We start from the raw sequence: 26,114 nt of genomic DNA on the forward strand, positions 1-26,114 counted from the left end.
GAGCGTGCGTGTCTGCGGGCGACACGCCGGTTCGGAACGGGAGTTTCCGCACGCTCGTAGATCCCTCAAAACTCCTCTGCCACAACGGTTTCACTTGTCACAAACCAACCCCGAGATGTCGGACCATCGAACTAGTGTTCGAGGTATGTCCATGGACCTGACCGCCGCCGTCGCCGCGTACGTCGCGGCGGCCGACGCGTTGGCGTCCGCGGACGTGGGCAGGTCGAACCCGTCGGAACTGCTGGAGGCGCTGCACGAGGTCGAAACTGCGTCGCGGCGCGTCCCGGTGATGCAGCACGCCGCCCTCAACCGGCTCGCGGCCGAGGCCAGTCCGCACGACTTCGGCGACACGACGCTGGTCAAGGCGCTGGCATACCGGTCTCGGATCAGCACCGCCGAGGCGTCGCGCCGCTTCACCCGGGCGGCGAACCTCGGCCCCCGACGGTCGTTCACCGGCGAACCGCTTCCGCCGCTGCTCGAGCACACCGCCGCCGCGCAGGCCCAGGGGCTGATCGGCGACGAGCACATCATGGTCATCCAGTCGTTCTTCAAGAAGTTGCCCGCCCACGTCGACTTCGCCACCCGCCAGCAGGTCGAGCGGGAACTCGCCGAGTTGGCGACGCAATACGGACCCGAGGAACTGTCCGGCCTGGCCGAGTACACGCTGACGGTGCTCAATCCCGACGGCGACTACTCCGACGCCGAGTCCAAGCGCAAGCAGGGCCTCGTGATCGGCAAGCAGCAGGCCGACGGCACGTCGTACGTCCGGGGCTACATCAGCGCCGAGTTGCGCGCGCTGGCCGAGCCGCTGCTCGCGAAATTCTCCGCCTACGGCATGTGCAACCCCGACGACGAGGTGCCGACCGTCCCGAACCTCGGAGACTCGGGCGAGGGGCCCGCTGACACCGAGGATCAGCTGACGTTCGACGAACCCGCGCCCGACGCCCCCGAACCCGAGCCCTTCGACGAGCCCGCACCCACCTACCGCGACTACCGATCGCAGCCGCAACGCAACCACGACGCCGTTCTGACGCTGTTCCGGATGCTGCTCTGCTCCGGCACGCTCGGCAAGCTCAACGGCCTGCCGGTCACCGTCATCGTGTCGACGACGCTTCAGGAACTCGAAAGGGGCGCCGGCATCGCGCTGACGGCGGGCGGGTCACGGTTGCCGATGGCGGACCTGATCCGGCTGTCGACGCGGGCATACCACTATCTGCACGTGTACGACGAGCACACCAGCGAGACGCTGCACCTCGGCCGCAGCCGACGGTGCGCGTCGCCGGCGCAGCGCATCGCGCTGATCGCCAGGGAACGCGGTTGCACGCGTCCCGGCTGCACGGTCGACGGCTACCACTCGCAGGTGCACCACGCCGTCACCGACTGGAAGGACGGCGGCCGCACCGACGTCGGCGACCTGACGCTGGCCTGCGGGCCGGACAACCGGCTGATCGAGACCACCGCGTGGCGCACCCGCAAGCGCCCCGACGGTCGGACCGAGTGGATCCCGCCGCTCGAACTCGACACCGGCCAAGCCCGGATCAACCACTTCCACCACCCCGAACGCCTCATCGGCCCGGGGCGGGAGGACGACGAGGTCCCGTAGCCGGATTCAGCCCGGCACGTACCCCGAGCCCCGTACCCGCCGCTGGACGGCGGCGATCTCCCGCAGGCCGTCACCGAGCAGGCTGCGGTTCAACGGCGACAGCTCCGACATCGTGATGACGTCGCCGGGCGGGTGCCCCGCCGACAACTGGTCGACCTGATGCGCCATCCGCAGCCGCTGCAGCATCACGAACACGTCGTCGAGCGTCGCGCCGTCCGACGCGGTGATCGCGCCCGCGTCGACCGCCGCACTGAGCCGCACCGGCGTCGTCGCCGACGTGACGCCCGCGGACAGCCCGCCCCAGCGGGCCAGGTTCACGATCGGCGTCACCGCGTGGCTCTTCAGGTCGAACGTGCCACCGCGCCGCGACAGCACGTCCCGCAGCGACCGCGCCCGCACCTTGTCGGCCAGCGCGTTGAGCCGTTGCAGCCGTAGCGCATTCGGGTGGTCGCGACGCATCCGGCGGTACGCCGCGGACACCGTGTTCAGCGCGGGATCACCCCACACCACCCGGCCGTCGATCAGCAGCGACGACAGGATCAGTCCCCGATCGCGCAGCGGATCCTCGAGCCACCCGTCGGCCGCCACCGCCCACTGCGACCGGGAGCGCGAGAAGTTCGGCTGATCCGCCACGGCACCGTTGGAGTCGCCGGGCAGGCCGCACCCGTCGAGGATCTCGTGGGTGCGCGCCGCGATCGCACGCAACCGACCGGCCTCGGGGTCGAGATCGTCGCGCCACGACAGCGCACTGTCGACGTCGGACGACGGCATCGCCTCACGCCGCGCCACACTGCCCAGCAGCAGCCACGCGAACCCGTCGGCGGGAATGCGGTCTTGCTCGGACACGGCCAGCTGCAAGGCCTTTCGCACCAGGCTGTCGATCACCACCGACACGATGGCACTGGTGGCCGAGGCCTTGGTGCCGTTGCGATACAGGTCCGCGGCCATGCCGGACACCCGCCGCCCGAGCGACCGCAACTCGTCGGCACTGCGCGCCGAGCCGATCGACCGTCGCAGCATGAAGCTCTGCCGCGCAGACGCCGCCAGCAGGTCGGCGTCCTCCAGCACCCCGATGACCTCGCCGCGCGGGGTGATGACCGGCATGTGGCGCAGCCCGCACTCCAGCATCTCCATCAGCACCGTCTCGGCGGTCAGGTCCGCGGTGATCGTGCGGGCGGGCGCGCTCATCACCGACCCGATCGGCACGTCGACGGGCAGCCCCCTGGCGACCACGCGGGTCCGCAGGTCGCGGTCGGTGAAGATGCCGAGTTCGCCGTTGGGCGAACGGATCAGCGCGTACGAGACGCCGCGCTCGGTCATCCGGATCACCGCGTCGCGCACCGACGTGCCCGGTTCGACGAGCAGCACCTCGCCGCGCAGGAGATCGCTCACCGGGCGGTTGTCGGTGGCGGGCGCCACGGTCGGCCGTTCCGCCGAACCCGCCGTCCACGCCGACGCGGCGAGGAACGCGAGACCCGCCGGCTTCGCGAACTGCGTGCGGACCAGTCCACCGGGCAGCCGGATCAACGTGGTGGGCGCCGTGGTGTACGCCGCGAACTCCATCGAGCCCTCGACCAGCAGCGGCGTGTACCCGAACAGACCGCCCGGGCCCACGGTGTCGATCACCGCACCGTCGGGCCCCGTCAGCGACACCTGACCGGTCCGCACCATCCAGACGTCGTCGGGCACCCGCGTGGCGTAGTCGGCGACCAGCGCCGGCCCGTCGAAGGTGACGAACGTCGACGCCGCGGCCAACGAGCCGAGTTCGTCGTCGGCCATGCCCTGGAACGGCGTGTACCGACCGAGGAAGGACGTCAGGTCATCGACGTCAGGCGTTTCGGATGAGTTCGGCACACTTCTCGGCCATCGTCATGACGGTGATGTTCGGGTTCACCGCAGGCAGTTTCGGCATGGCCGACGCGTCCACCACCCGCAACCGCGAGACGCCCTTGACCCGCAGCTGCGGATCGAGCACCGCCATCGGGTCGTCCATCGCCCCCATCCGCGCCGTCGCGGCGGGGTGGTACACGGTGTTGTGGCATTGGCGGACGTAGTCGAGCAGTTCGTCGTCGGTGGTGGCGTCGGGTCCCGGTGCCAACTCGCGCGCCACCCACTCCGCGAGCGGTGACTGGGCGGCGATCTCACGGGCCAGCCGCAGCCCCGCCAGCATGATCCGCTCGTCGTACCCCTCGGGGTCGGTGAAGTACCGCGGATCGACCTTCGGCCGGTCGCGGAAGTCCCTGGTGCGCAACCGAACCGTGCCGCGCGACCGGCCCTGCGTGACGTTCGGCGTCAGGCAGAACCCGTTGTCGGTGGTCGGATAGCCGCGCCGCAGCGTGTTCATGTCGAACGGCACACTGCCGTAGTGCATCATCAGGTCCGGTTGGCGCAAGTCCTCGTCGATGCACGTGAACAGCCCGATCTCCCACCACTGCGACGACGTGGTGACCATGGGCCGCGACGCCTCCCAGAACACCAGGCCCTCGACGTGGTCGTCGAGGTTGGAGCCGACGCCCGGCGAGTCCACCAGGACCGGGATGCCCATCTCGCGCAGGTGCGCCGTCGGGCCGATCCCGGAGAGCATCAACAACTTCGGGGTGTCGATCGCCCCGGCGGTGACGATGACCTCGCGTCGCGCGGTCGCGACGTCGTAGCCGGTGAGGTCGGGCCGCTGGTAGCGCACACCCGTCGCGGCCTTGGCGTCGTCGAACAGGATCTCCGACACCCAGCACCCGGTGCGGACCTCGAGGTTGGGCCGCGACTCCAGGATGGGGTGCAGGTACGCATGCGAACTGGAGTTGCGGATGCCGTCCTCGGTGGCGTTGATCTGGAACCAGCCGGCGCCGTTGCGGACGGTCTCGCCGCGGTTGAACGCGACCGTCGGCAGCCCGACCTTGGCCGCCGACTCCAGCACCGCCGCGCCACACGGATCGCCCGGCGGCACGTCGCGCAACCCCACGGTGCCCGCCATGCGGCGCACCAGCGGCTCGATCTCGGCCGGACTCCACCCCGTCGCACCCATCGCGACCCAGTCGTCGAGCGCCTCCGGGGGCGGCAGGAACGCGATGCAGGAGTTGTGCGACGAGCACCCGCCGAGTACCTTGGCCCGCGCGTGCCGCATGAACGAGTTGCCCCGCTCCTGCGGTTCGACCGGATAGTCCCAGTCGTACCCGGAGTCGAGCAGGTGCATCCACTCGGACAGCACCAGGATGTCGTCGTCGCCGACGTCGGTCGGACCGGCCTCGAGCAGGCACACGGTGACTCCCGCGTCCTCCGACAGCCGCGCCGCGAGAGCGCAGCCCGCCGAACCACCACCGGCGATGACGTAATCGAAGGTGCCGTCAGGCATCGGGCAGCGCCTCCGACGTGGTCTCCGCGGCGTGCGACTGCAGCGTGCCGATGTGGTTGCGGCCCTTGACGAAGTACCAGAGCAGGCCGGCGCCGAGGATCACGCCGATGTAGACGAACGCGCCCCACGTGTTGTACCAGGGGTCGCCGTACACCGCCGACCGCGGCCACGCGAGGTTCAGCGCCATGCCGACGCCCCACACGACGGCGACGATGTTCACCGGTAGACCCCAGCGCCCCATCGTGAAGTAGCCGCCCTCCTTCAGGTCCTTGGGCGGCCACTCGCCCCGCAGGCGCTTCTTGAGCAGCGGACCGGTCACCATCAGGTACGCCAGGTAGATCATGATGATCGCGATCGACGTCAGCACCGTGAAGATCTTCGGCTGACCGATGTTGATGACCAGGATGATCACCGAGATGACGCCGATGGTGACTGCCGGGATGATCGGCGTCTGGGTCTTCGGGTTGACGGTGGCCAGGCGCTCACCGAACGGCAGCGCGTTGTCGCGTGCCATCGCGAACGTCAGCCGGATCGCCGCGGTGTGGACGGCCAGCGTGCAGACCGTCACGGCGATCACGATGCAGATCAGGAAGATGGTGCCGAGTGGGCCCCACATGACCTGCTCGACGATGTACTGCAGGCCGCCGGTGCTCTCGCCGAGCGCGGGATCCTCGAGGTTGGGCGCGGCCATCACCGCGAACACCAGGATGCCGCCGCCGATGACGAACGACGCAAGGATCGCGCGGAAGATCGCCTTGGGCGCGGTGCGTCGCGGCTCGACGGTCTCCTCCCCCAGCGAGCTGGCGGTGTCGAAGCCGTACATCACGTAGCCGGAGGCGAGCGAGGCGATCAGGAATGCGGCGAGCCAGCCGCCGCTCTCCCCGGCGCCGTATCCGTTGCTGGAGAAGAAGACGTCCGGCCCGCGCTCCACGTTGACCGCGAGCAGGATCACGATCAGCACCGCAGCGATCAGCTCGATGAACACGCCGGCGCTGTTGATCCGCGACATCAGCTTCACGCCCAGCGCGTTGATCAGCGTGGTGAACGCGATCAGGACGGTGCCCAGCAGCACGGCGTTGGCGGCGTAGTCGTACTCGCCGGTGCCGTCGCCGATGATCTGGAAGCCGCTCCAGAGGCGCGGCAGGTTGAGCTGGTACGCCAGCGCCACCGCCGAGATGGTCACGATGGACGCGGTGAGCATCAGCCAGCCCGACATCCATCCGACGAGGCGGCTGCCCAGCTTCTTCGACCAGTTGTAGACCGAGCCGGCCACCGGGTACTTGGCGGCCAGTTCCATGAAGCAGAGCGCGACGGCCATCTGGCCGACGAACACGATCGGCCACGACCACAGGTACGCGGGACCGGCCGTGCCGAAGCCGAAGTAGAACAGCTGGAACGTGCCGGTGAGGATCGAGATGTAGCTGACCCCCGCGGCGAAGCTCGCGAACTTGCCGATGCTGCGGTCCAGGGACTCCTTGTAGCCGAAGTCCTCCATGCCACTGTCTGCGTGAGGCTGCTTGATCACCATGACGGCCCTTCCCCTAACCCTTGAACCAGCCGGCCGGCGATGGCGCGGTGTTGTGCCAGATGTGCTTGATCTCCTGGTATTCCGCGAGCCCGGCGGGTCCGAGTTCGCGGCCGTTGCCCGACTTGCCGAACCCGCCCCACTCCGCGGCGGCGGTGTAGTAGCCGAAGTCGTTGAGCCACACCGTGCCGTGGCGCAGCGCCCGGACGACGCGCTCGCCCCGGGCGGCGTCGGAGGTGCGGACACCGGCGGCGAGGCCGTACTCCGTGTCGTTGCCGAGGCGGACGGCCTCGGCCTCGTCGGTGAAGCGCTCGACGGTCAGGATCGGCCCGAAGGTCTCCTCCTGGACTATCCGCATCGACCTGTCGCACCGGTCGAAGATCGTGGGCAGGTAGTAGCTGCCCTCCGCGAGCGCGGGGTCGCTGGGCCGCTCGCCACCGACGACGAGCTTCGCGCCCTCCGAGATGCCAAGGGCGACATAGCCTTCGACCTTCTCGCGGTGCTGCTCGGACACCAGCGGACCGGTCTCCGACGCCGGGTCCATCCCGTTGCCCACCCGGATCTTCGCGGCGCGCTCGGCGAGGGCGGCCACGAAGTCGTCGGCGATCGACTCCTCGACGATCAACCTGGTGCCCGCGGAGCACACCTGGCCGGAGTGCAGGAACACCCCCGTCAGCACGTGGTCGACCGCCGAATCGAAACCCCCGTCGGACGCCGCTATGTCCGCGAACACGATGTGCGGGTTCTTCCCCCCGAGTTCCACCGCGACCTTGGTGACGTGCTCGGCGGCGACCCGCGAGATGGTGCGGCCGGTGGCCAATCCACCGGTGAACGAGACGAAGTCGACGGCCGGGTCGCCGGTCAGCGCGTCGCCGAGGACGGCACCGCTGCCCTGGATCAGGTTGACGACGCCGGGTGGCACGCCGGCCTCCTCGAGGAGGTGGACGAACGCGATGGTCGACAGCGGCGTGACCTCGCTGGGCTTCGCGACCATGGTGCACCCCGCTCCGAGTGCGGGCGCGATCTTCCACGACATCTGCAGCAGCGGATAGTTCCAGGGTGCGATGAGGACGCACACGCCGATGGGTTCGCGGACCACCCTGCTGACGACCGCGGGATCGCCCACGTCGACGAGGCGGTCGGACTCCACGCCGACGAGCTTGGCGTAGTACCGGAAGACCGACGTGACGTCGTCGATGTCGATCCGGCTCTCCGGCAACGTCTTTCCGGTGTCGGCGGTCTCGAGCAGCGACAGCGACTCCCGGTCGCGCTGCAGCAGGTCGGCGATCCGGTCGAGCAGGGCCGCCCGCTCGGCGACCGGTGTCGCGGGCCAGGCACCGTCGTCGAAGGCCGTTCGCGCCGCGGCTACCGCCGCACGGGCGTCGTCGGGGGTGGCCTCGTCGACCACCCCGGCGACGCTGCCATCGGCCGGATTGATGCTGTCGCGCGTACCGCCGTCGGACGCATGACGCCACGCACCTCCGATGTAGAGGTCAGGCTCGCCGTTCATCGGTCACCCCTTCGCGTTGCCGAGACGGGACACTACCCCGGCACGGAGCCCAACGAGAGGTGAACTACTCGGCCGTCTTCTCCTCGTCGGAAGTCGACTCCTCGGCGGGGATCAGAGCCTCGAGCGCGGCACCGGTGATCCTGCGGAACGCGCGACGCGGCCGGTTGGCGTCCAGCACCGCCACCTCGAAGACCGACGGTCCCAGCGTGCGCGGCTCTGCGCCGTTGCCGCCGGCACCGCCCCGCAACGCGTCGACGGCGATCTTGGCCGCCTCCTCCAGGCCGGCGTTCTCCTGGAAGGTGTCGTTGAGCGCGGTGATGATGGGCTCCGTGGTGCCGCCCATGACGACGAAGTGCGGCTCGTCGGCGATCGACCCGTCGTAGGTGATCCGGTACAGCTCAGGCGCTTTCGTCTCGCCGTAGTGCGCGACTTCGGCAACGCAGAGTTCGACCTCGTAGGGCTTGGCCTGCTCGGTGAAGATGGTGCCCAGGGTCTGGGCGTAGACGTTGGCCAGCTGCCTGCCGGTGACGTCGCGTCGGTCGTAGGCGTAGCCGCGGGTGTCGGCGAACTGGATGCCGCCGCGCCGCAGATTGTCGAATTCATTGAACCGGCCTACCGCGGCGAAGCCGACGCGGTCGTACAGTTCGCTGACCTTCTGCAGTGAGCGCGAGGGGTTCTCGGCGACGAACAGCACGCCCCCGGAGTAGGCCAGCGCGACGACGCTGCGGCCGCGGGAGATGCCCTTGCGCGCCAGTTCACTGCGCTCACGCATCGCCTGTTCGGGCGAGATGAAGTAGGGGAAGCTCACAGGTCGACCTCACCGGGATGGTTGGCCGAGTCGGGGCCGAACGTGTCGGTCCGCGAACGGCTTTGGATGACGTCGCGGGCGATGGCGGCGATGCGCTCCTCGGCGATCTCCTCCGCTCCCTCGGCCTCGATCACCACGGCGGTCGGGTAGATGCCGCGGACCAGGTCGGGTCCGCCGGTCGCCGAGTCGTCGTCGGCGGCGTCGTAGAGCGCCTCGACCGCGACGTGCAGCGCCGTGTCGGCGTCGGTGACGCGCGAGTAGAGCTTCTTGATCGACGACTTGGCGAAGATCGAGCCCGAGCCCACCGACTGGTAACCCTCGACCTCGACGTTCCAGCCGCCGGCCGCGTCGAACGACACGATGCGCCCGGCACCCCGCGGGTCGGAGTCGTCGAGGTCGTATCCGACGAGCAGCGGGAGGGCGACGAAGCCCTGCAGGGCGGCGCCGAGGTTTCCGCGCACCATGATCGCGAGGCGATTCACCTTGCCCGGGAACGTCAGCGGGACGCCCTCGAGCTTCTCGTAGTGCTCGAGTTCGACGGCGTACAGGCGGGCGAACTCGACGGCGATGGCCGCGGTGCCCGCGATGCCGGTCGCGGTGTAGTCGTCGGTGACGTGGATCTTCTGTACGTCACGGCCGGCGATCATGTTGCCCTGCGTCGAGCGGCGGTCACCGGCGATCAGGACGCCGCCGGGAAACTTCAGCGCGACGATCGTGGTGCCGTGCGGCAGCGCGTCGGAGACCGGCGGCACGCCGGCGAGTCCGTCGTGCCCGGACGGCAGCAGATGCGGGGCCTGCCTGCGCAGGAGTTCGGAGAAGGACGACGTGTCCATGTGAAGTGGGGATGCTCCGGAGATCGGGTGTGAGATGGCCAGCTTGTCGCTATTCGGCCAGATCACTGTCCGCCCTTTTGGACGTACGCCCGGACGAAGTCCTCGGCGTTCTCCTCGAGTACGTCGTCGATCTCGTCGAGCAGATCGTCGGTCTCCCCGGTCAGCTTCTCGCGACGCTCCTGGCCTGCGGCCGAGCTGCCGGTGGCGTCGTCATCCTCGCCACCACCGCCGCCACGCTTGGTCTGCTCCTGAGCCATCGCTGCCTCCTGCGTTCGATGGCGGGCTCGTGAGCTGCCCGCCAGTCTCTTCACCCTACCGGTCGCCCGACCGATCAGCCGGGCTGGACTCGCACATCAGTTCGTCAACTGCTCCACCAGTTCAGCGGCGCTGTTCACCGAGTCGAGCAGCGCCCCCACGTGTGCCTTGCTCCCGCGCAACGGCTCCAGGGTGGGGATGCGCACCAGCGAGTCGCCGCCGAGGTCGAAGATCACCGAGTCCCAGCTCGCGGCGGCGATGTCGGCGCCGAAGCGGCGCAGGCACTCCCCGCGGAAGTACGCGCGGGTGTCGGTGGGCGGGTTGTCGACGGCGTCGATGACCTGCTGTTCGGTGACCAGGCGGCGCATCGAACCCCGCGCCACCAGGCGGTTGTAGAGCCCCTTGTCGAGCCGCACGTCGGAGTACTGGAGGTCGACGAGGTGCAGCCGCGGCGCCGACCAGCTCAGGTTCTCCCGCTGCCGGAAGCCCTCGAGCAACCGCAGCTTGGCGGGCCAGTCCAGGATCTCCGCGCACTCCATCGGGTCGCGCTCGAGCAGGTCGAGCACCTCGGCCCACGTCTCGAGGACGTGCGTGGCCCTTGGGTCGGGGTCGCGCGCGTCGACCAGCTTGGCCACCCGGTCGAGGTAGATGCGTTGCAGCGCAAGCGCGGTCAGCTCCCGGCCGTCGGCCAGCGCGACGGTCGCGCGCAGCGACGGGTCCCTGCTCACGACGTGCACGGCGTGCACCGGCCGCGCCAGCGTCAGGTCGGAGAGGTCCAGACCGTGCTGCGGGCCCTCCTCGATCAGGTCGAGAACCAGTGAGCTGGTGCCCACCTTGAGGTAGGTCGACGTCTCGGCGAGGTTGGCGTCGCCGATGATGACGTGGAGGCGGCGGTACTTGTCGGCGTCGGCGTGCGGCTCGTCGCGGGTGTTGATGATGCCGCGCTTCAACGTGGTCTCGAGGCCGACCTCGACCTCGATGTAGTCGGCACGCTGTGTCAGCTGGAAGCCGGGTTCGTCGCCGGCCGGTCCGATGCCGACGCGGCCCGATCCGGTGACCACCTGACGCGACACCAGGAACGGCGTGAACCCGGCAATGATCGCCGAGAACGGGGTCTGGCGCGACATGAGGTAGTTCTCGTGCGTGCCGTAGGACGCACCCTTGCCGTCGACGTTGTTCTTGTAGAGCTGGAGTTTCGCCGCACCCGGGACGCTGGCGACGTGCCGCGCGGCCGCCTCCATGACGCGCTCCCCGGCCTTGTCCCAGATGACCGCGTCCATCGGATCGGTGACCTCGGGCGCGGAGTACTCGGGGTGGGCGTGGTCGACGTAGAGCCGGGCGCCGTTGGTGAGGATCATGTTGGCCGCGCCGACTTCGTCGGCGTCGATCACCGGCGGCGGGCCGGACGCGCGGCTCAGGTCGAAGCCGCGGGCGTCGCGCAGTGGCGACTCGACCTCGTAGTCCCACCTGGTCCGCTTGGCGCGCTGGATCCCGGCGGCCGCCGCATAGGCCAGCACGGCTTGCGTCGACGTCAAGATCGGGTTCGCGGTCGGATCCGACGGCGAAGAGATGCCGTACTCGACCTCGGTACCGATGATCCGTTGCATGAGGTCGAGCCTAACTACCCGTGTTTCCTTGCGGTGAGCGCGGTTGATTGGTGCAGTGGTCGACGATGAGTACGACGCCGACGCACACCACGCCGTTCCACGGGCTCGCCGGGTGACGGCCCCGACCCCGGCCGGCGACCGCGTCGCGGCCGAGCAGTGGTTCCTGCGCTTCGGGCTGCCGTCGGTGCTGACCCCGCGGGCGCGCTGGCGGCGGCTGTGGTGGCGCAGTGCGCCCGCCCTCACCGCACTGGCGATCGTCTTCGTCGCCGTCCGCGTCGTCACCGTCGCCTCAGGTGGGGGGTACATCGACATCGACGCCGACCCGACCCCCGCCGAATGGCTGATCGTGGGCGTCCTGCTCGTCGTCCTGCCATTGGCCGGGGCCGGGGCGTGGTGGACGTCGCGACTGGCCACCCGGCATGCGCGCCGCATCGTGCTCGCGATCGCCCTGGTGGCGCTCGCGTTCGTCGACGCCGCGGCGGGCAGGCCGGCTGCGATCGTCTCCGAACTGTCCTCCACCTTGGCGGCGATCGCGGTGGTCCTGCTGATCAACGGCAGCGGCGTGGGTTCGGTGGTCGGCTGGTCGATCCGGCTGACACTGTCCCACCTGAGGTCGGTGGGCGCGCTGATCACCCGCGCGCTGCCGGTGCTCCTGCTGACGGTGCTGGTGTTCTTCAACGGTCCGGTCTGGTCGATGGCCACGACGATCAGCCGCGGCAGGCTCTGGCTGCTGATCGGCTTCATGGCGTCACTGGCGGGGATGTTCGTCTTCACCGGCGTCGTCGAACGGGTCCGGCCGATGCTGTCGTCGGACGGCGTACGCGACGTCGACGTCACGCGTCTGGAGGACACCCCGTTCGCCGCCCTGCCCGACCCCGAGGGCGGCACGGTCGCCCCGCTGTCCCGCAGCGAGCGGTCCAACGTCGTGTTCGTGGTGGCCGCTTCGCAGTTCGTCCAGATCGCCGTCGTGGCGGCGCTGACATCGGTGATCTTCCTGGTGATGGGCCTGATCGCACTGACGCCCGCGTTGCTGACCCGCCTCACCGTGGACGGGACGTGGCAGGGCACCTGGCTGGGCATGACACTGCCCGTCCCCCAGGCCCTCATCCACGTGTCGATGTTCCTGGGTGCGCTGACGTTCATGTACGTCAGCGCGCGGTCGGTCGGCGACGGCGAGTACCGCAAGCAGTTCCTGGACCCCCTGATCGACGACCTTCGCGCTTTGCTGGTGGCGCGCAACAGGTATCGGGCGTACGTCGCGCGACTGCGCGGCGGCTCCGCGTAACACCGCGACTCGGAAAATTAACCTTTACTCAGCGATCTCACAGGTAATCTTTGGAAAGGTCGGCGCCCTGCCGATCGACGTCGTTCGGCAGTGACGTCCTGCACGGAGTCACCGGCCGCCGCGCGGCGGGAGCCAGAGAAGACCTAGGGAGAACATGAAGGCATTCAGTCGGGTGCTGATCGCAATGATCGCGGCCATCGCGGCGCTGTTCGCGAGCACCGGCACCTCACACGCCGGGCTGGACAACGAGCTGAGCCTCGTCGACGGCAAGGACCGCACGCTGACGATCCAGCAATGGGACACGTTCCTCAACGGCGTGTTCCCGCTGGACCGCAACCGCCTCACCCGTGAGTGGTTCCACTCCGGCAAGGCCAAGTACATCGTCGCCGGCCCCGGCGCCGAGGAGTTCGAGGGCACCCTGGAACTCGGCTACCAGATCGGCTTCCCCTGGTCGCTGGGCGTGGGCATCAACTTCTCCTACACCACCCCCAACATCCTGATCGACGACGGCAACATCACCGCGCCGCCGTTCGGTCTGGAATCGGTCATCACCCCGAACCTCTTCCCGGGTGTGTCGATCAGCGCCGACCTGGGCAACGGCCCCGGCATCCAGGAAGTCGCCACGTTCTCGGTCGACGTGTCCGGTGCCGAGGGTGCCGTCGCGGTGTCCAACGCTCACGGCACCGTGACCGGTGCTGCCGGTGGCGTGCTGCTGCGTCCGTTCGCTCGCCTCATCTCGAGCACCGGCGACAGCGTCACCACCTACGGCGAGCCCTGGAACATGAACTAGCCACTGCGGCAAGCCGTCTCGACCGTCGGCGCGCCACGCACGCTCGTCCCGCATGCCTTGCGTTGACCTCCCTGGCATGCGGGGACACGGGCGGCGTGGTGCGCCGGCTTCGTGTCCGGACCCGGCCGGATGGCAGAATCACCGGTGGGATGAAGGTTCTAGTCGTCGAGGACGAGCCACTACTGGCATCAACGCTCACCATCGGATTGCGCGCCGAGGGATGCGTCGTCGTCGAGGCGCACAACGGTGTGGACGGCCTCTGGCAGGCCGTCGAGAACGACTTCGACGTGATCGTCCTCGACATCATGCTGCCCGGCCTCAACGGCTACGAGGTGCTGCGCAGGATGCGCACCAAGGACGTCTGGACGCCGGTGCTGATGCTGACCGCCAAGGACGGCGAGTACGACCAGACCGACGCCTTCGACCTCGGCGCCGACGACTACATGACCAAGCCGTTCTCGTTCATCGTGCTGGTCGCCAGACTGCGTGCGCTGGTCCGGCGTTCGGCGCCGCAGCGGCCCGCGGTGCTGACCGCCGGATCGCTGACCCTGGACCCGTCCCGCCGGATGGTCCAGCGCGACGCCACCCCGATCTCGCTGACCCCGCGCGAGTACGGGCTCCTCGAGTTCCTGATGCGCAACAAGGACTCCGTGGTCACGAAGACCGAGATCCTGCAGAACGTGTGGGACGCACACTACGAGGGCGCCGACAACGTCGTCGAGGTCTACGTCGGGTACGTCCGCCGCAAGATCGACATCCCGTTCGGCACCAGCACCATTCAGACGATCCGCGGCGTCGGCTACCGCCTCGACGCCGGCGGCGCCGTCAAGGGCAGCTGAAGCCCGACCGAGGTGCCCGCACCGTCGCGGTCCCCGATCACCACCGTGCCGCCGTGCGCGCCGACGATCTCGCGGACGATCGCCAGCCCGAGACCCGTGCCGCCGCCACTGCGCGAGCGGTCGGGGTCGAGCCGCACGAACCGGTCGAACACGCGGACGCGGTCGTCGACCGGGATGCCCGGACCGTCGTCGAACACCTCCACCGTCACCGCGTCGGCCTGCGGGGCGACCGTGACCTCGACGCGCGAGACCGCATGCCGCGCAGCGTTGTCGAGCAGGTTGCGCAGGACCCGCGACAGCGCGGCCGGATCACCGACGATCCGCGCGGGACGGATGTCGGTCCGCACGGTGAGCGTCGTGCCGCGACGCAGCCGGTCCACCTCGGCCGCGGTGACGTCGTCGAGGTCGACGTCGTCGCGCGCGACGGTCAGCCCGCGCTCGTCGGCGCGGGCGAGCAGCAGCAGGTCGTCGATGAGGACCTTCATCCGCTGGGTCTCCGGCAGCAGCGTCGAGGTCGCGAGGTCGGTGTCGAACACCTCCGGGTGTGCGACGGCCACCTCGAGGGCCGAGATGATCGTGGTCAACGGGCTGCGGAGTTCGTGGGAGGCGTCGCCGACGAAGCGCTGCTGCGCGGCGTGCCCCGCCTCGATGCGAGCCAGCATCTCGTTCATCGTGACGGCGAGCGCGGCGATCTCGTCCCGCCGCTCCGGTACCGGCACCCGCTCGGCGAGGTCGGAGGTGGTGATGTCGGCCACGCGCGAACGGATCTCGTCGACCGAGCGCAACGACCGGCGCACCAGCAGATAGGTGGCCAGCCCGGACACACCGATCACGATGGGCGCGGCGAGCGCCAGCGCCAGGATGACGTTGCGCAGCGTCGACACGATCGTGGCGCTGCCCTCGCCCACCAGCACGGTGTACCGGCCTGCGACGCCGTCGATGGTCTGCGCGCTGAATCGGATGCTGCCGTACGGCGAGGAGCGGTTCGGGATCCCGATGCGTAGCCCCGAGCCCACCTCCGCGATCGGGAGCAGCGCCGTCTCGGGTGCCGACGGTGAGCGCCGCACCACCGCGCCGTCGGCGGCGATGATCTGGACGGCGACGATGCGCTCGTCGGTCTCGAGCAGTTCCGGGGCCACCGCGTCGGGACCCCCGCGCACCACGTCCTCGGACACCGCCGCGACCCGTGAGGCCGCCGCGCTGTCGACGCCGTACAGCAGGGTCCGGTACTGGATGGCGGCGAGGCCCGCGCCGGCGACGGCCAGCGCGACGAACACGACCGAGGCCGCCACGAACGCCGACCGCGCCGAGATACCGGCCGAGATGGGCCACCTCGAGGTGAATCCCCTCGCCCTCCGGATCGCCATAGTGGGGTCAGTCCACCACAGCGGCGGGTGACAATGTCAGCCGTGTCCGACGCCCTCGAGACGAAGCAGATCCACGAGTGGTTCCTGCACCGCGGACTGCCGCTGGTCCTCACCCGCCGGGTCCGGTCGCGCGACCTGATCGCGCGGTCGGCGCCGACGGTGAGCGGCGTGGGCGCGCTGACCGCGGTCACCATGCTGCTGGCCGAGGTCACCGGCGACCGCCCCGACTACGGGTACGCGCTGCGGCTGGGCGTCATCGGCGTCATCCTGCTCGCCGCACCGTTCGGGCTGTACCTGCTGCACCGGCTCGACACGTCGCGCGGCGAGGCGGGCAGGCGGGGCGCCGCCCTGGTGGTCATGACCCTCTTCGTGGTGGTCATGCCCATCACGGTCAGCGGGTGGACGGGCGCGGCGGCCGCGGAGGCACCGATCTTCGTGATCATCACCCTGCTCGCCGTCTGGTTGACGTACCTGGGCTTCGGGTCGATCGCCGCGTGGGCGTTCCGTTTCGCCTGGGTGCAGTTCGGTGCCCTCGGCACGCTGATGGGCCGGGCGCTGCCGCTGCTCATGCTGACCGTGGTCGTGTACTTCACCGGGGAGCTGTGGCAGCTGGCCGCGCGGATGAGCCGGCAGCGGCTCTGGCAGGTCATCGGATTCCTGGCCCTCGTGGCGCTGCTGTTCGTGGTCACCACGATCCGCGACGAGGTGCGCGCGCTGCGGGAGGACCGCGCCGAGAACACCGACACCGCCGAGCTGCTCGCCGGGACGCCGCTGGCAAAGGTGGCAGGCGACGCCGTGCCGCGCACTCCCCTGTCCCGCGCCGAACAGATCAACGTCGTCGCGGTGATGGTGGTGTCGCAGTCGATCCAGGTGGTGTTCTTCACCGCCGGGGTGTTCGCGTTCTTCCTGGCGCTGGGCAGTATCGCGGTCCCCGACGACGTCGCCGTGCTGTGGTCGGCGGAGGAGGCGTGTGCGGTGGGTCAGCCGCCCTGCGCGGGAACCTGGTTCGGCGTCCACGTGCCGGTGCCGCAGACCGTGGTGCACATGTCGCTGTTCGTGGCCGTGCTGTCGGGCCTGTACTTCACGGTGAGCACCAGCGTCGACCCGATCTACCGCGAACGGTTCTTCGACCCGCTGATCGCCGACGTCGCCGTCAGCCTCGCGGGCCGGGACGCCTACCTGGCCGTGGAGCAGTCAACGAACAGTGTCCGACCAGCCCGCACGCGGCGACCAGACGCGAACTCCCCTGAATCACCGGGATTCAGGGGAGTTGGCGACTGCTCGCCGGAATGACGCGACCGGCAGGTGTGGGTGGTTACAGGTACTGCCCGAGGTTGGACTCGGTGTCGATGGCCCGGCTCGCGCTGCTGCTCTTGCCGGTGACCAGCGTGCGGATGTAGACGATCCGCTCGCCCTTCTTGCCCGAGATCCTGGCCCAGTCGTCCGGATTGGTCGTGTTGGGCAGGTCCTCGTTCTCGGCGAACTCGTCGACGATCGAGTCGAGCAGGTGCTGGATCCGCAGGCCGTGCTGGCCGCTCTCGAGCACCGACTTGATCGCGAACTTCTTCGCCTTGTCGACGACGTTCTGGATCATCGCGCCGGAGTTGAAGTCCTTGAAGTACATGACTTCCTTGTCACCGTTGGCGTAGGTGACCTCCAGGAACCGGTTCTCGTCGACCTCGGCGTACATCCGGTCGACGACCTTCTCGATCATCGTCTTGATCGTCAGCGAACGGTCACCGTTGAACTCGGCGATGTCGTCGGCATGCACGGGCAGGTTCTCGGTCAGGTACTTCGAGAAGATGTCCATCGCCGCCTCGGCGTCGGGCCGCTCGATCTTGATCTTGACGTCCAGGCGGCCGGGCCGCAGGATCGCCGGGTCGATCATGTCCTCGCGGTTGGAGGCGCCAATCACGATGACGTTCTCCAGGCCCTCGACGCCGTCGATCTCGCTGAGCAGCTGAGGCACGACCGTGGTCTCGACGTCGGAGCTGACGCCGGTGCCACGGGTCCGGAAGATCGAGTCCATCTCGTCGAAGAACACGATGACGGGCGTGCCCTCGGAGGCCTTCTCCCTGGCGCGCTGGAAGATCAGCCGGATGTGCCGCTCGGTCTCGCCGACGAACTTGTTGAGCAGCTCGGGGCCCTTGATGTTCAGGAAGTAGGACTTGGCCTCGCGGGAGTCCTCGCCACGCAGCTCCGCCATCTTCTTGGCGAGCGAGTTGGCGACGGCCTTCGCGATGAGCGTCTTGCCGCAGCCGGGAGGCCCGTAGAGCAGCACGCCCTTCGGCGGCCGCAGCGAGTACTCGCGGTACAGGTCCTTGTGCAGGAACGGCAGCTCCACGGCGTCGCGGATCTGCTCGATCTGCCGGGTCAGGCCGCCGATGTCCTCGTAGCTGACGTCCGGCACCTCCTCCAGGACCAGATCCTCGACCTCGGCCTTGGGGACGCGCTCGAACGCGTAGCCGGCCTTGGTGTCGACCAGCAGCGAGTCGCCCGGGCGCAGCTTGCGCGGCCGGGAGTCGTCGTTGGGCTGGTCGTCGGCGAGCGGTACGCCCTCGGGCAGGAACTCCGCGGCGACGAGAGGCTCGGCCAGCCAGACGATGCGCTCCTCGTCGGCATGGCCGACGACGAGTGCGCGGTGGCCGTCGGAGAGCACCTCGCGCAGCGTGCTGATCTCACCGACGGACTCGAAGCTGCCAGCCTCGACGACCGTCAGCGCCTCGTTGAGGCGGACCGTCTGGCCCTGCTTGAGTTCGTCGACCTCGATGTTGGGCGAGCACGTGAGCCGCATCTTGCGCCCCGAGGTGAACACGTCGACCGTGTCGTCCTCGTGGGTGGCGAGCAGGACGCCGTATCCACTGGGCGGCTGGCCGAGCCGGTCCACCTCCTCGCGGAGCGCCAGCAATTGCTGCCGGGCCTCCTTGAGCGTGTCCATGAGCTTGGCGTTGCGCGCCGCGAGGGAGTCGATCCTGGACTCCAACTGATGCACGTCGCGCGGGCTGCGCGACGCGCTGGGCGTGCTCGCGACCTCCGAGAGTTGCTCCCGGAGCAACGCCGCCTCGCGGCGAAGTTCCTCCAGCTCGGCAGCATCGCTGCTCGACAGTGGAGAGGTGTCGTCTTCTGGGTTCGTTCCCGAACGCTGCGACTCACTCATGTCAGGCTCCTCCCCGCACCGAAAGTTGGTGCAGTAACACCTTCAACGCTACCGGCGATTCAGTCTTCGTGTGCGGTGTAGTAATTCGACACACCAGCAACACTGTTAGCCTCTGTCAAGAGTTGGTCCCATCGAAAGGTCCGTCGTGATCCTGAAAACCCTCGTTACCGGCATGGCAGCGGCGGCCGTGGTGGCCGCAGCTGCGGGTGGTGTGACGTCCATTGCGTCCAGCACGCTCGCCTCGGCGCCGTCGGTCACCCCGGTCGTGTGGGACGTTCCCCTGCCGCAGGCCCCCGCCCCCGACCTGCAGGCGCCGCTGACGCAGACCCTCAACGGTCTCGCCGGCCCCGGCTCCTTCTCCTCGAAGGGCACCTACATCCAGGGTGGCCTCGGGCGTGTCGAGAGCCGCCTGGCCGACCGCAAGTACCAGGACGCGGCCGCCAAGGGCTACTTCCCCCTGACGTTCACCGTCGTGGACATCGACCAGAACGGCCCCGTCGTCACGGCCAACGTCACGGCAACGGCCGCCACCGGAGGCACGGCCACCCAGCCCGTGGTCTTCGTCACCGGCCCGAGCCCCACCGGATACCAGATCACCAAGGAATCCGCGTTGTCCGTGATGTCAGCGGTGGGCTGACACCCACCGGTGCACCGCACCACGACAGCAGTCCTGAGCGCCGTCACCTTCGTGGCGGCGTTCGGGCTGTGCGGGTGTGCCGACACCGGCGTACCGTCCGCCGAGCCCGCGACGTCGCGCGTGCGCGGCACGACGTCGATCCCGGCCGCAGCGCCCGCCCCCGACGTCGCGCCGCTGCCCGCCCCCGACACGCTGACGCGTGTGCTGTCGACCCTCGCCGACCGGGCGGTCCCGCCCGCCCAGAAGATCGGCCTCATCCAGTACGGCACCGCCGAGGACGAACCCGTGCTGGTGAACTTCGCCGACGCCCTGGCCGCGAACGGTTACGACCCGCTGACCGTTCGGGCGGCCGACCTGACCTGGGCCGCGCAGCCGGGGAACGTGACCGCCACCATGACGCTGGGCGCCGCCGATTCGGCGATCCCGCCATTCGTCTATCCGATGGAGTTCAGTCCGATGCGCGACGGGTGGCAACTCACCCGCCGCACCGCCGACCAGCTCCTGCCCTTCCTCACCGCACCCACTCCGCCCCGCTGAGCCGATCGTGTGGATCGGCTGGCTCGAGTTCGACCTCCTGCTCGGTGACGTGCACTCGCTGAAGGAGAAGCGGTCGGTGGTGCGTCCCATCGTCGCCGAACTGCGCCGCCGGCTGAGCGTCACCGCCGCCGAGACCGGCGAGCTGGACCTGCACCGCCGGGCGGCGATCGGCGTGGCTGTGGTGGCCGCCGACCGCGGCCACGTGGTCGACGTGCTCGACACCGCGGAGCGCATGGTGGCCGCACGTCCCGAGATCGAGTTGCTCTCCGCGCGGCGCGGGCTGCGACGCAGCAGTGATGACTGAGCCGCCTCCGGCGGCGGTGACGACTAGATGTTCTTCTTGCGGCGCAACGGCGCCGGCGTCACCGCACCCGGCGCGAGGCGGCGGGCGCTGATCAGGAACGCGGTGTGGCCGCGCATGGAGTGCTGCGGACGCACCGCGAGCCCCACCACGTCCCAGCCGCGCTGCAGCGACTCCCACGACCGCGGCTCGGTCCAGCACTGCTGCTCGCGCAGCGCCTCGACCGTGCGCGACAGCTGCGTCACCGTCGCGACGTAGACGATGAGGACCCCACCCGGGATGAGCGCGGCCGACACGGCGTCGAGCACCTCCCACGGGGCCAGCATGTCGAGCACGACGCGGTCGACCTGGTCGCCGTCGTAGTCCTTCACGTCGGCGACGCGCAGGTCCCAGTTGGGCGGGTGTCCGCCGAAGAACGTCACCACGTTGCGCTCGGCGTGCTCGGCGTGGTCGGCGCGCACGTCGTAGGACGTCACCGTGCCCTCGGGACCGACGGCGCGCAGCAGCGAGCACGTCAGCGCACCGGACCCGGCGCCCGCCTCCAGAACGCGCGCACCCGGGAACACGTCACCCTCGTGCACGATCTGGGCGGCGTCCTTCGGATAGATGACCTGGGCGCCGCGCGGCATCGACAGCACGTAGTCGATCAGCAGCGGCCGCAGCACCAGGAACTGGTCGCCGTTGGTCGACTTGACCACGCTGCCCTCGGGTTGACCGATGACGGAGTCGTGGGTGATGGCACCGCGGTGGGTGTGGAACTCGCCCCCCGGCGCGAGGACCATCGTGTAGTGCCGACCCTTGGGGTCGGTCAACTGCACGCGATCGCCGACGACGAAGGGACCGGTAGTGGACACGGCTGCTCAGCCTGCCATCGAACGCGCCGGATGCGGTGCGCGGGGTTGTCCGACCCGCGCCATACCCTGGCAGCACGGCCGTCGGGGGCGGCCGGGAGCCGACCGGAGAGGAGCAGCGCGTGGACGAGGAGCGGGCGGCGCCGCCGGTGGCCGCGGTGACCGTGAAGCCCATGCGGCGGCCGGCACTGTCGCCGTCGCGGGCCAGCGACTTCAAGCAGTGCCCGCTGCTGTACCGGTTCCGCGCGATCGACCGACTGCCGGAACCGTCGTCCACGGCGCAGGTGCGCGGCTCGGTGGTGCACGCCGCCCTCGAACAGCTCTACGCGTTGCCCGCCGCCGACCGTCATCCCGACACCGCGATGTCGCTCGTCGATCCGGCCTGGGACCGCATCTCGGGCGAGAAGCCGGAACTGGCGGTCGACTTCGCACCGGAACTCCGGGCCGAACTGCTCGAGCAGGCCCGTCGACTGCTGTCGGGGTACTACCGGCTCGAGGATCCGCGGCGGGTCGACCCGCAGAGCTGCGAGCAGCACGTCGAGGTCGAACTGGCCGACGGCACCCTGCTGCGCGGCTTCGTCGACCGGATCGACGTCGCCCCGACCGGCGAGATGCGGGTGGTCGACTACAAGACCGGCAAGGCACCGCCCGCGGCGCGCGCCATGGCCGAGGCGAAGGCGATGTTCCAGATGAAGTTCTACGCCGTGGCGCTGCTGCGCTCGCGCGGCGTGCTGCCCGCGCGGCTGCGGCTCATCTACCTCACCGACCGGCAGGTGCTCGACTACAGCCCCGACCTGGATGAACTCGAGCGGTTCGAGAAGACGCTGATGGCGATGTGGCGGGCCATCCAGGCGGCCGGCCAGACCGGCGACTTCCGGCCGAACCCGTCGCGGATGTGCGACTGGTGCGCCCATCACGAGTTCTGCCCGGTGTTCGGTGGGACGCCGCCGCCCTATCCGGGGTGGCCCGAGGTCACGGAGCCCGCAGCATGATCGACCGTCACTACCGCCGGCTGCCCGCCGACGGCGACCTCCAGGTGTTCGAGTCGACCATGGGCACGGCCAGCAACTGGGACCCGTCGATCCAGCACGGCTCGCCGCCGCTGGCGCTGATGACGAAGGTGGTCGAGGAACTGGCCGCGGACACCGCACCGGGTCTGCGGGTGGGCCGGCTGGCGATGGACATCCTGGGCGCCATTCCCGTTGCGCCGGTGAAGGTTCGGGCCTGGGTCGACCGGCCGGGATCGCGCATCTCGCTGATGACGGCCGAGATGCTCGCCACCCGCCCCGACGGCACCGACCGGGCCGTCGCCCGGCTGAGCACCTGGCTGCTCGCGACCAGCGACACCACCGACGCCGTCACCGACCGCCATCCCCCACTCGTCGAAGGCGAGGCCAGGGAGAACGCCCACGGCTGGATGGGCGCGCCCGGATACCTCGAATCGGTGAGCTGGCGCAGTCAGGTCACCGCCGAGGGCGAGGCCGCGGTGTCGTGGATGAGTCCGCTGGTGCCGCTCGTCGACGACGAACCGATGTCGGACCTGCAGCGCCTGACCATGGTCGTCGACTCCGCCAACGGGGTCGGCGCGGCGATCGACCCCGCCGAGTTCCTGTTCATGAACACCGACACCACCGTGCACCTGCACCGTCTGCCCGAGGGCAACGACTTCGCGTTGCGCGCACGCGGGTCGATCGGACCCGACGGCATCGGTGTCACCACCGCCGACGTCTTCGACCGCCGCGGGTTCATCGGCACCTCCGCCCAGACGCTGCTGGTGCAGCGCCGCTGAGGAGGACCTACGTCAGCGGCTCGAGGCCCTGCAGCATGGTCGGCACGAGTTCGCCGACCGTGGGGTGGATGTGCATGGTGCGGGAGATCGCGGTGTACGGCAGTCCGGCGGTCATCACGTCGAGGATGTCCTGGATCACCTCGTCGCCGCCCACCCCGAGGATCGCGGCGCCGAGGATCTGCTCGGTCTCGGCGTCGACGACCACCTTCATGAAGCCCTGCGTCTCGCCCTTCTCGACGGCGCGCCCGACCTTCGTCATCGGCCGCTTGCCCACCAGCGCCTTGCGGCCCGATCTGCGCACCTCGTCCACGCTCATGCCCGCGCGGCCCAGCGGCGGGTCGATGTAGAGCGCGTAGGTGCTCACCCGGTCGCTGACCCGGCGTGCGTCACCGTCGAGGAGGTTGGCCGCGACGATCTCGAAGTCGTTGTAGGAGGTGTGGGTGAAGGCGCCCTTGCCGTTGCAGTCGCCCATGGCCCAGATGCCCTCGACGTTGGTCCGGAGCTGATCGTCGGTCTCGACGTACCCGTGCGAGTCGGTGGCGACGCCGGCGACGTCGAGGCCGAGGTCGTCGGTGTTGGGTCGCCGGCCCGTGGCCACCAGCAGGTGGCTGCCCGAGACGGGATCGGCGCCGTCGCTCGGATACAGGTCGAAACCAGTTCCGTTGTCGTGCTTGACCACTCGCATGCCGGTGGCGTCGAGGTGGACGTCGATGCCCTCGGCCTCGAGGATCTCCTTGATCGCGGCGGACACGTCCTCGTCCTCACGGGACGTGAGCCGCGGACCACGTTCGACGACGCTGACCCGCGCACCGAAGCGGCGGTACATCTGGGCGAACTCGAGGGCGATGTAGCTGCCGCCCAGCACGACGAGGTGCTCGGGCAGCTCGTCGAGGTCCAGGATGCCGACGTTGGTGAGGTAGTCGACGTCGGCGAGGCCGGGCACGTCGGGGACCGTCGCGCGCCCACCGACGTTGAGGAAGATCTGCGGCGCGGTGAGCACCTCGTCGCCGACGCGGATCTGATGCGGCCCCTCGAAGCGGGCGTGGCCGCGGATCAGCGTCGCGCCGTCCATGCCCTCGAGCCACGACTCGAGGCCGTGTCGGTCGTCGAGCATGATGCGGTCCTTGCGCGCCTTCACCTTCGCGATGTCGACGGTGACGTCGCCGGTGCCGATGCCGAAGTCGGCGGCGCGGCGGGCGACGTGGGCGGTGTGCGCGCTCGCGACCAACGTCTTGGTGGGGATGCAGCCGTAGTTGACGCAGGTGCCGCCGACCAGTTTCCGTTCGATGACGGCGACGGTCTTGCCCGCCTCGGTCAGTCGGCCGGCGAGCGGCGGGCCGGCCTGGCCGGCTCCGATGACGATGGCGTCGAATTCGCGGGCCATGGCGTCAGAGCGTGGCGGCGAGGGCGACCACGGCGAACCCGCCGAGGACTGCGATGACGTCTTCGGTGGCGGCGATCGGCAGGTCGCGACCGCCGTTGCGGCTCACCAGCGCGCGACGGGCGTGGAAGCCGCCGAGCGTGCCCAGCACGGCGCCGATCATGCCGGCGCCGATGGCGCTGAACGTGTGGTGGAAGCCGGCGCCGATCACCGCACCGGCGAAGGCACCGGTCAGCAGTCGCGCGATGAACTGCGGCGGCACGGTCCGCGGCGGCGTCTTGGGCAACTGGTCGGTGACCAGTTCGACGATCAGCAGGACCGTCAGCACCGCGACGGTGATGGGATGGCCGACCCACTCGGCCCAGGTGCCCTCGGTGGGCAGCCAACCCAGCATGGCGCCCCAGGCGACGGCGGCCGGCGGCGTCAGCGCCCGCAGCCCCGCCACGACACCGATCAGGACAGCGAGGACGAGGACGAGCGCATGCGTCATGCGCAGGACGCTAACACGTCAAAAGCGACAGAACCGGATGTCCGAAGCGAGGATGGCCTTGGCCCCGATGGAGGCCAGTTCGTCCATGATCGCGTTGACGTCGCTGCGCGGCACCAGCGCTCGGACCGCGGCCCAGTCCGGGTCGGCCAGCGGCGCGATGGTGGGCGACTCCAGGCCGGGCGTGACGGCGGTCGCGCGATCGAGAACCGTTCGCGGACAGTCGTAGTCCAGCATCAGGTACTGCTGACCGAACACCACGCCCTGCACGCGCGCGGTGAGCTGTGCGCGGGCAGGGGCGGTCGCCGGGTCGGGGTCGTCGCCCTCGATGAGCACGGCCTCCGAGTCGCACAGCGAGTCACCGAACGCGACGAGGTCGTGCAGGCCGAGCGTGCGTCCGGATCCGACGACGTCGGCGATCACGTCGGCGACGCCGAGCTGCACCGAGATCTCGACCGCGCCGTCGAGCCGGATCACGGTCGCGTCGATCCCCCTGTCCGCCAGGTCCTTTCGGACCAGATTGGGGAACGACGTGGCGATCCGCAGGCCGGCGAGGTCCTCGACGGCCCAGTCGCGGCCGATCGGGCCTGCGTAGCGGAAGGTGGAGTTGCCGAAGCCCAGGGCGAGCCGCTCGCCGACGGCGGCGCCGGAGTCGGCGGCCAGGTCGCGTCCGGTGATGCCCAGGTCGAGCTGCCCCGAACCGACGTAGATCGCGATGTCCTTGGGCCGCAGGAAGAAGAACTCGACGTTGTTGACGCGGTCGATGACCGTCAGGTCCTTGGCGTCGCGGCGGCGGCGGTAGCCGGCCTCCGACAGGATCTCGGCGGCGGATTCGCTGAGCGCCCCCTTGTTGGGGACGGCGACCCGGAGCAGGTTCGCCGCCGACGCGTTCGCCCCTGAGCCGCTCACAGCTTGGCGTACACGTCGTCGAGGGTGAGCCCGCGCTTGATCATCAGCACCTGCGTCCAGTAGAGGAGCTGGCTGATCTCCTCGGCGAGCGCCTCGTCACCCTCGTGCTCGGCGGCCAGCCAGACCTCGCCGGCCTCCTCGATGATCTTCTTGCCGAGCCCGTGCACGCCACCGTCGAGCGCCGCGACGGTACCGCTGCCCTCGGGCCGGGTGCGCGCACGCTCGTTCAATTCGGCGAACAGCGCATCGAAGGTCTTCACGGCTCGCGATTGTTCCACGCCGCGCACGGCGCCG

25 protein-coding genes are annotated in these 26,114 nt (G+C 69.7%); 10 read left to right on the top strand and 15 right to left on the bottom strand.

Annotated features, from left to right (window positions below; translation table 11 throughout):
* Nucleotides 1-145 precede the first annotated feature (145 nt).
* Nucleotides 146-1,603, top strand: a complete 1,458-nt coding sequence (locus AC1MEY_RS11140) for an HNH endonuclease signature motif containing protein (protein ID WP_480230688.1) — start codon at nt 146-148, stop codon at nt 1,601-1,603.
* A gap of 6 nt (nt 1,604-1,609) precedes the next feature.
* On the opposite strand, the gene AC1MEY_RS11145 is transcribed toward AC1MEY_RS11140, so the two are convergent.
* The 8 genes from AC1MEY_RS11145 to dop form a co-directional block, all read right to left on the bottom strand.
* A complete protein-coding gene (locus tag AC1MEY_RS11145) occupies nt 1,610-3,457 on the bottom strand; it encodes a putative nucleotidyltransferase substrate binding domain-containing protein (protein ID WP_480230689.1) in 1,848 nt (615 codons plus the stop codon).
* Nucleotides 3,432-4,952, bottom strand: a complete 1,521-nt coding sequence (locus tag AC1MEY_RS11150) for a GMC family oxidoreductase (RefSeq protein ID WP_480230690.1) — start codon at nt 4,950-4,952, stop codon at nt 3,432-3,434. Before AC1MEY_RS11150 ends, AC1MEY_RS11145 begins: the two co-directional genes overlap by 26 nt.
* A complete protein-coding gene (locus AC1MEY_RS11155; protein ID WP_480230691.1) occupies nt 4,945-6,480 on the bottom strand; it encodes an APC family permease in 1,536 nt (511 codons plus the stop codon). The genes AC1MEY_RS11150 and AC1MEY_RS11155 overlap by 8 nt, the downstream gene beginning before the upstream one ends.
* Nucleotides 6,481-6,493: 13 nt before the next feature.
* Entirely contained in the window at nt 6,494-7,987 is a 1,494-nt protein-coding gene (locus AC1MEY_RS11160; protein WP_480230692.1) for an aldehyde dehydrogenase family protein, read from the bottom strand.
* A 64-nt stretch (nt 7,988-8,051) separates the two neighbouring features.
* Nucleotides 8,052-8,795, bottom strand: coding sequence for a proteasome subunit alpha (prcA, locus tag AC1MEY_RS11165; RefSeq protein ID WP_480230693.1), 744 nt, complete (start codon nt 8,793-8,795; stop codon nt 8,052-8,054).
* A complete protein-coding gene (gene prcB, locus AC1MEY_RS11170; RefSeq protein ID WP_480230694.1) occupies nt 8,792-9,694 on the bottom strand; it encodes a proteasome subunit beta in 903 nt (300 codons plus the stop codon). The genes prcA and prcB overlap by 4 nt, the downstream gene beginning before the upstream one ends.
* Complete coding sequence (locus AC1MEY_RS11175) at nt 9,691-9,885, bottom strand: ubiquitin-like protein Pup (RefSeq protein WP_480230695.1); 195 nt, start codon at nt 9,883-9,885, stop codon at nt 9,691-9,693. The genes prcB and AC1MEY_RS11175 overlap by 4 nt, the downstream gene beginning before the upstream one ends.
* Nucleotides 9,886-9,981: 96 nt before the next feature.
* Entirely contained in the window at nt 9,982-11,490 is a 1,509-nt protein-coding gene (gene dop / locus AC1MEY_RS11180) for a depupylase/deamidase Dop (RefSeq protein WP_480230696.1), read from the bottom strand.
* 112 nt (nt 11,491-11,602) lie between these two features.
* Between dop and AC1MEY_RS11185 the strand changes: the two genes are divergently transcribed.
* From AC1MEY_RS11185 to AC1MEY_RS11195, 3 genes are all read left to right on the top strand, one after another.
* Nucleotides 11,603-12,775, top strand: a complete 1,173-nt coding sequence (locus tag AC1MEY_RS11185) for a hypothetical protein (RefSeq protein WP_480230697.1) — start codon at nt 11,603-11,605, stop codon at nt 12,773-12,775.
* 154 nt (nt 12,776-12,929) lie between these two features.
* Nucleotides 12,930-13,565 (top strand): porin MspA, encoded by a 636-nt coding sequence (gene mspA, locus AC1MEY_RS11190; RefSeq protein WP_480230698.1) that lies wholly within the window; start codon nt 12,930-12,932, stop codon nt 13,563-13,565.
* A 149-nt stretch (nt 13,566-13,714) separates the two neighbouring features.
* The gene (locus tag AC1MEY_RS11195) at nt 13,715-14,404 is read left to right on the top strand and encodes a response regulator transcription factor (RefSeq protein WP_480230699.1); all 690 of its coding nucleotides are present in this window, start codon (nt 13,715-13,717) and stop codon (nt 14,402-14,404) included.
* Here the strand turns inward: AC1MEY_RS11195 and AC1MEY_RS11200 are convergent.
* Nucleotides 14,365-15,771: a sensor histidine kinase gene (locus tag AC1MEY_RS11200; protein ID WP_480230700.1), complete on the bottom strand. Its 1,407-nt coding sequence runs from the start codon at nt 15,769-15,771 to the stop codon at nt 14,365-14,367. The two genes, AC1MEY_RS11195 and AC1MEY_RS11200, sit on opposite strands and share 40 nt — an antisense overlap.
* 33 nt (nt 15,772-15,804) lie before the next feature.
* On the opposite strand from AC1MEY_RS11200, the gene AC1MEY_RS11205 reads away from it, so the two are divergent.
* Nucleotides 15,805-17,064 (top strand): hypothetical protein, encoded by a 1,260-nt coding sequence (locus AC1MEY_RS11205; protein ID WP_480231423.1) that lies wholly within the window; start codon nt 15,805-15,807, stop codon nt 17,062-17,064.
* Nucleotides 17,065-17,086: 22 nt separating this feature from the next.
* On the opposite strand, the gene arc is transcribed toward AC1MEY_RS11205, so the two are convergent.
* Complete coding sequence (gene arc / locus AC1MEY_RS11210) at nt 17,087-18,928, bottom strand: proteasome ATPase (RefSeq protein ID WP_480230701.1); 1,842 nt, start codon at nt 18,926-18,928, stop codon at nt 17,087-17,089.
* 145 nt (nt 18,929-19,073) lie between these two features.
* Between arc and AC1MEY_RS11215 the strand changes: the two genes are divergently transcribed.
* From AC1MEY_RS11215 to AC1MEY_RS11225, 3 genes are read left to right on the top strand one after another with little or no spacing between them, the layout of a single operon-like run.
* A complete protein-coding gene (locus AC1MEY_RS11215) occupies nt 19,074-19,565 on the top strand; it encodes an MTB12 family secreted protein (protein WP_480230702.1) in 492 nt (163 codons plus the stop codon).
* A gap of 9 nt (nt 19,566-19,574) precedes the next feature.
* The gene (gene lppK / locus AC1MEY_RS11220) at nt 19,575-20,102 is read left to right on the top strand and encodes a lipoprotein LppK (RefSeq protein WP_480230703.1); all 528 of its coding nucleotides are present in this window, start codon (nt 19,575-19,577) and stop codon (nt 20,100-20,102) included.
* A 7-nt stretch (nt 20,103-20,109) separates the two neighbouring features.
* Entirely contained in the window at nt 20,110-20,406 is a 297-nt protein-coding gene (locus AC1MEY_RS11225) for a DUF503 domain-containing protein (protein ID WP_480230704.1), read from the top strand.
* Nucleotides 20,407-20,429: 23 nt separating this feature from the next.
* On the opposite strand, the gene AC1MEY_RS11230 is transcribed toward AC1MEY_RS11225, so the two are convergent.
* Nucleotides 20,430-21,257, bottom strand: coding sequence for a tRNA (adenine-N1)-methyltransferase (locus AC1MEY_RS11230; protein WP_480230705.1), 828 nt, complete (start codon nt 21,255-21,257; stop codon nt 20,430-20,432).
* Between the two features lie 170 nt (nt 21,258-21,427).
* On the opposite strand from AC1MEY_RS11230, the gene AC1MEY_RS11235 reads away from it, so the two are divergent.
* Both AC1MEY_RS11235 and AC1MEY_RS11240 read left to right on the top strand, forming a co-directional pair.
* Nucleotides 21,428-22,246 carry a RecB family exonuclease gene (locus tag AC1MEY_RS11235; RefSeq protein ID WP_480231424.1) on the top strand — a complete coding sequence of 273 codons (819 nt, stop codon included), beginning with the start codon at nt 21,428-21,430 and terminating at the stop codon, nt 22,244-22,246.
* Nucleotides 22,243-23,043, top strand: a complete 801-nt coding sequence (locus AC1MEY_RS11240) for a thioesterase family protein (protein ID WP_480230706.1) — start codon at nt 22,243-22,245, stop codon at nt 23,041-23,043. The genes AC1MEY_RS11235 and AC1MEY_RS11240 overlap by 4 nt, the downstream gene beginning before the upstream one ends.
* 7 nt (nt 23,044-23,050) lie before the next feature.
* On the opposite strand, the gene AC1MEY_RS11245 is transcribed toward AC1MEY_RS11240, so the two are convergent.
* The 4 genes from AC1MEY_RS11245 to AC1MEY_RS11260 are packed head-to-tail and all read right to left on the bottom strand — an operon-like array spanning nt 23,051 to nt 26,098.
* A complete protein-coding gene (locus AC1MEY_RS11245) occupies nt 23,051-24,427 on the bottom strand; it encodes an FAD-containing oxidoreductase (protein WP_480230707.1) in 1,377 nt (458 codons plus the stop codon).
* Nucleotides 24,428-24,431: 4 nt separating this feature from the next.
* The gene (locus AC1MEY_RS11250) at nt 24,432-24,914 is read right to left on the bottom strand and encodes a DUF4126 domain-containing protein (protein WP_480230708.1); all 483 of its coding nucleotides are present in this window, start codon (nt 24,912-24,914) and stop codon (nt 24,432-24,434) included.
* A gap of 18 nt (nt 24,915-24,932) precedes the next feature.
* Nucleotides 24,933-25,784, bottom strand: a complete 852-nt coding sequence (gene hisG / locus AC1MEY_RS11255) for an ATP phosphoribosyltransferase (RefSeq protein WP_480231425.1) — start codon at nt 25,782-25,784, stop codon at nt 24,933-24,935.
* 32 nt (nt 25,785-25,816) lie between these two features.
* The gene (locus AC1MEY_RS11260; protein WP_480230709.1) at nt 25,817-26,098 is read right to left on the bottom strand and encodes a phosphoribosyl-ATP diphosphatase; all 282 of its coding nucleotides are present in this window, start codon (nt 26,096-26,098) and stop codon (nt 25,817-25,819) included.
* Nucleotides 26,099-26,114: the final 16 nt, after the last annotated feature.

This window comes from Mycobacterium sp. PTI7, from assembly GCF_056679845.1.

What these genes read in the sequence shown, in the direction of transcription:
- AC1MEY_RS11250 (WP_480230708.1), bottom strand. Translation starts at nt 24,914, where the DNA reads ATGACGCATGCGCTCGTCCTCGTCCTCGCTGTCCTGATCGGTGTCGTG.
- arc (WP_480230701.1), bottom strand. Translation starts at nt 18,928, where the DNA reads ATGAGTGAGTCGCAGCGTTCGGGAACGAACCCAGAAGACGACACCTCT.
- AC1MEY_RS11240 (WP_480230706.1), top strand. Translation starts at nt 22,243, where the DNA reads ATGATCGACCGTCACTACCGCCGGCTGCCCGCCGACGGCGACCTCCAG.
- AC1MEY_RS11245 (WP_480230707.1), bottom strand. Translation starts at nt 24,427, where the DNA reads ATGGCCCGCGAATTCGACGCCATCGTCATCGGAGCCGGCCAGGCCGGC.
- dop (WP_480230696.1), bottom strand. Translation starts at nt 11,490, where the DNA reads ATGCAACGGATCATCGGTACCGAGGTCGAGTACGGCATCTCTTCGCCG.
- AC1MEY_RS11160 (WP_480230692.1), bottom strand. Translation starts at nt 7,987, where the DNA reads ATGAACGGCGAGCCTGACCTCTACATCGGAGGTGCGTGGCGTCATGCG.
- AC1MEY_RS11200 (WP_480230700.1), bottom strand. Translation starts at nt 15,771, where the DNA reads ATGGCGATCCGGAGGGCGAGGGGATTCACCTCGAGGTGGCCCATCTCG.
- AC1MEY_RS11155 (WP_480230691.1), bottom strand. Translation starts at nt 6,480, where the DNA reads ATGGTGATCAAGCAGCCTCACGCAGACAGTGGCATGGAGGACTTCGGC.
- AC1MEY_RS11195 (WP_480230699.1), top strand. Translation starts at nt 13,715, where the DNA reads ATGAAGGTTCTAGTCGTCGAGGACGAGCCACTACTGGCATCAACGCTC.
- AC1MEY_RS11205 (WP_480231423.1), top strand. Translation starts at nt 15,805, where the DNA reads ATGTCAGCCGTGTCCGACGCCCTCGAGACGAAGCAGATCCACGAGTGG.
- AC1MEY_RS11175 (WP_480230695.1), bottom strand. Translation starts at nt 9,885, where the DNA reads ATGGCTCAGGAGCAGACCAAGCGTGGCGGCGGTGGTGGCGAGGATGAC.
- AC1MEY_RS11140 (WP_480230688.1), top strand. Translation starts at nt 146, where the DNA reads ATGTCCATGGACCTGACCGCCGCCGTCGCCGCGTACGTCGCGGCGGCC.
- AC1MEY_RS11150 (WP_480230690.1), bottom strand. Translation starts at nt 4,952, where the DNA reads ATGCCTGACGGCACCTTCGATTACGTCATCGCCGGTGGTGGTTCGGCG.
- mspA (WP_480230698.1), top strand. Translation starts at nt 12,930, where the DNA reads ATGAAGGCATTCAGTCGGGTGCTGATCGCAATGATCGCGGCCATCGCG.
- AC1MEY_RS11235 (WP_480231424.1), top strand. Translation starts at nt 21,428, where the DNA reads ATGCGGCGGCCGGCACTGTCGCCGTCGCGGGCCAGCGACTTCAAGCAG.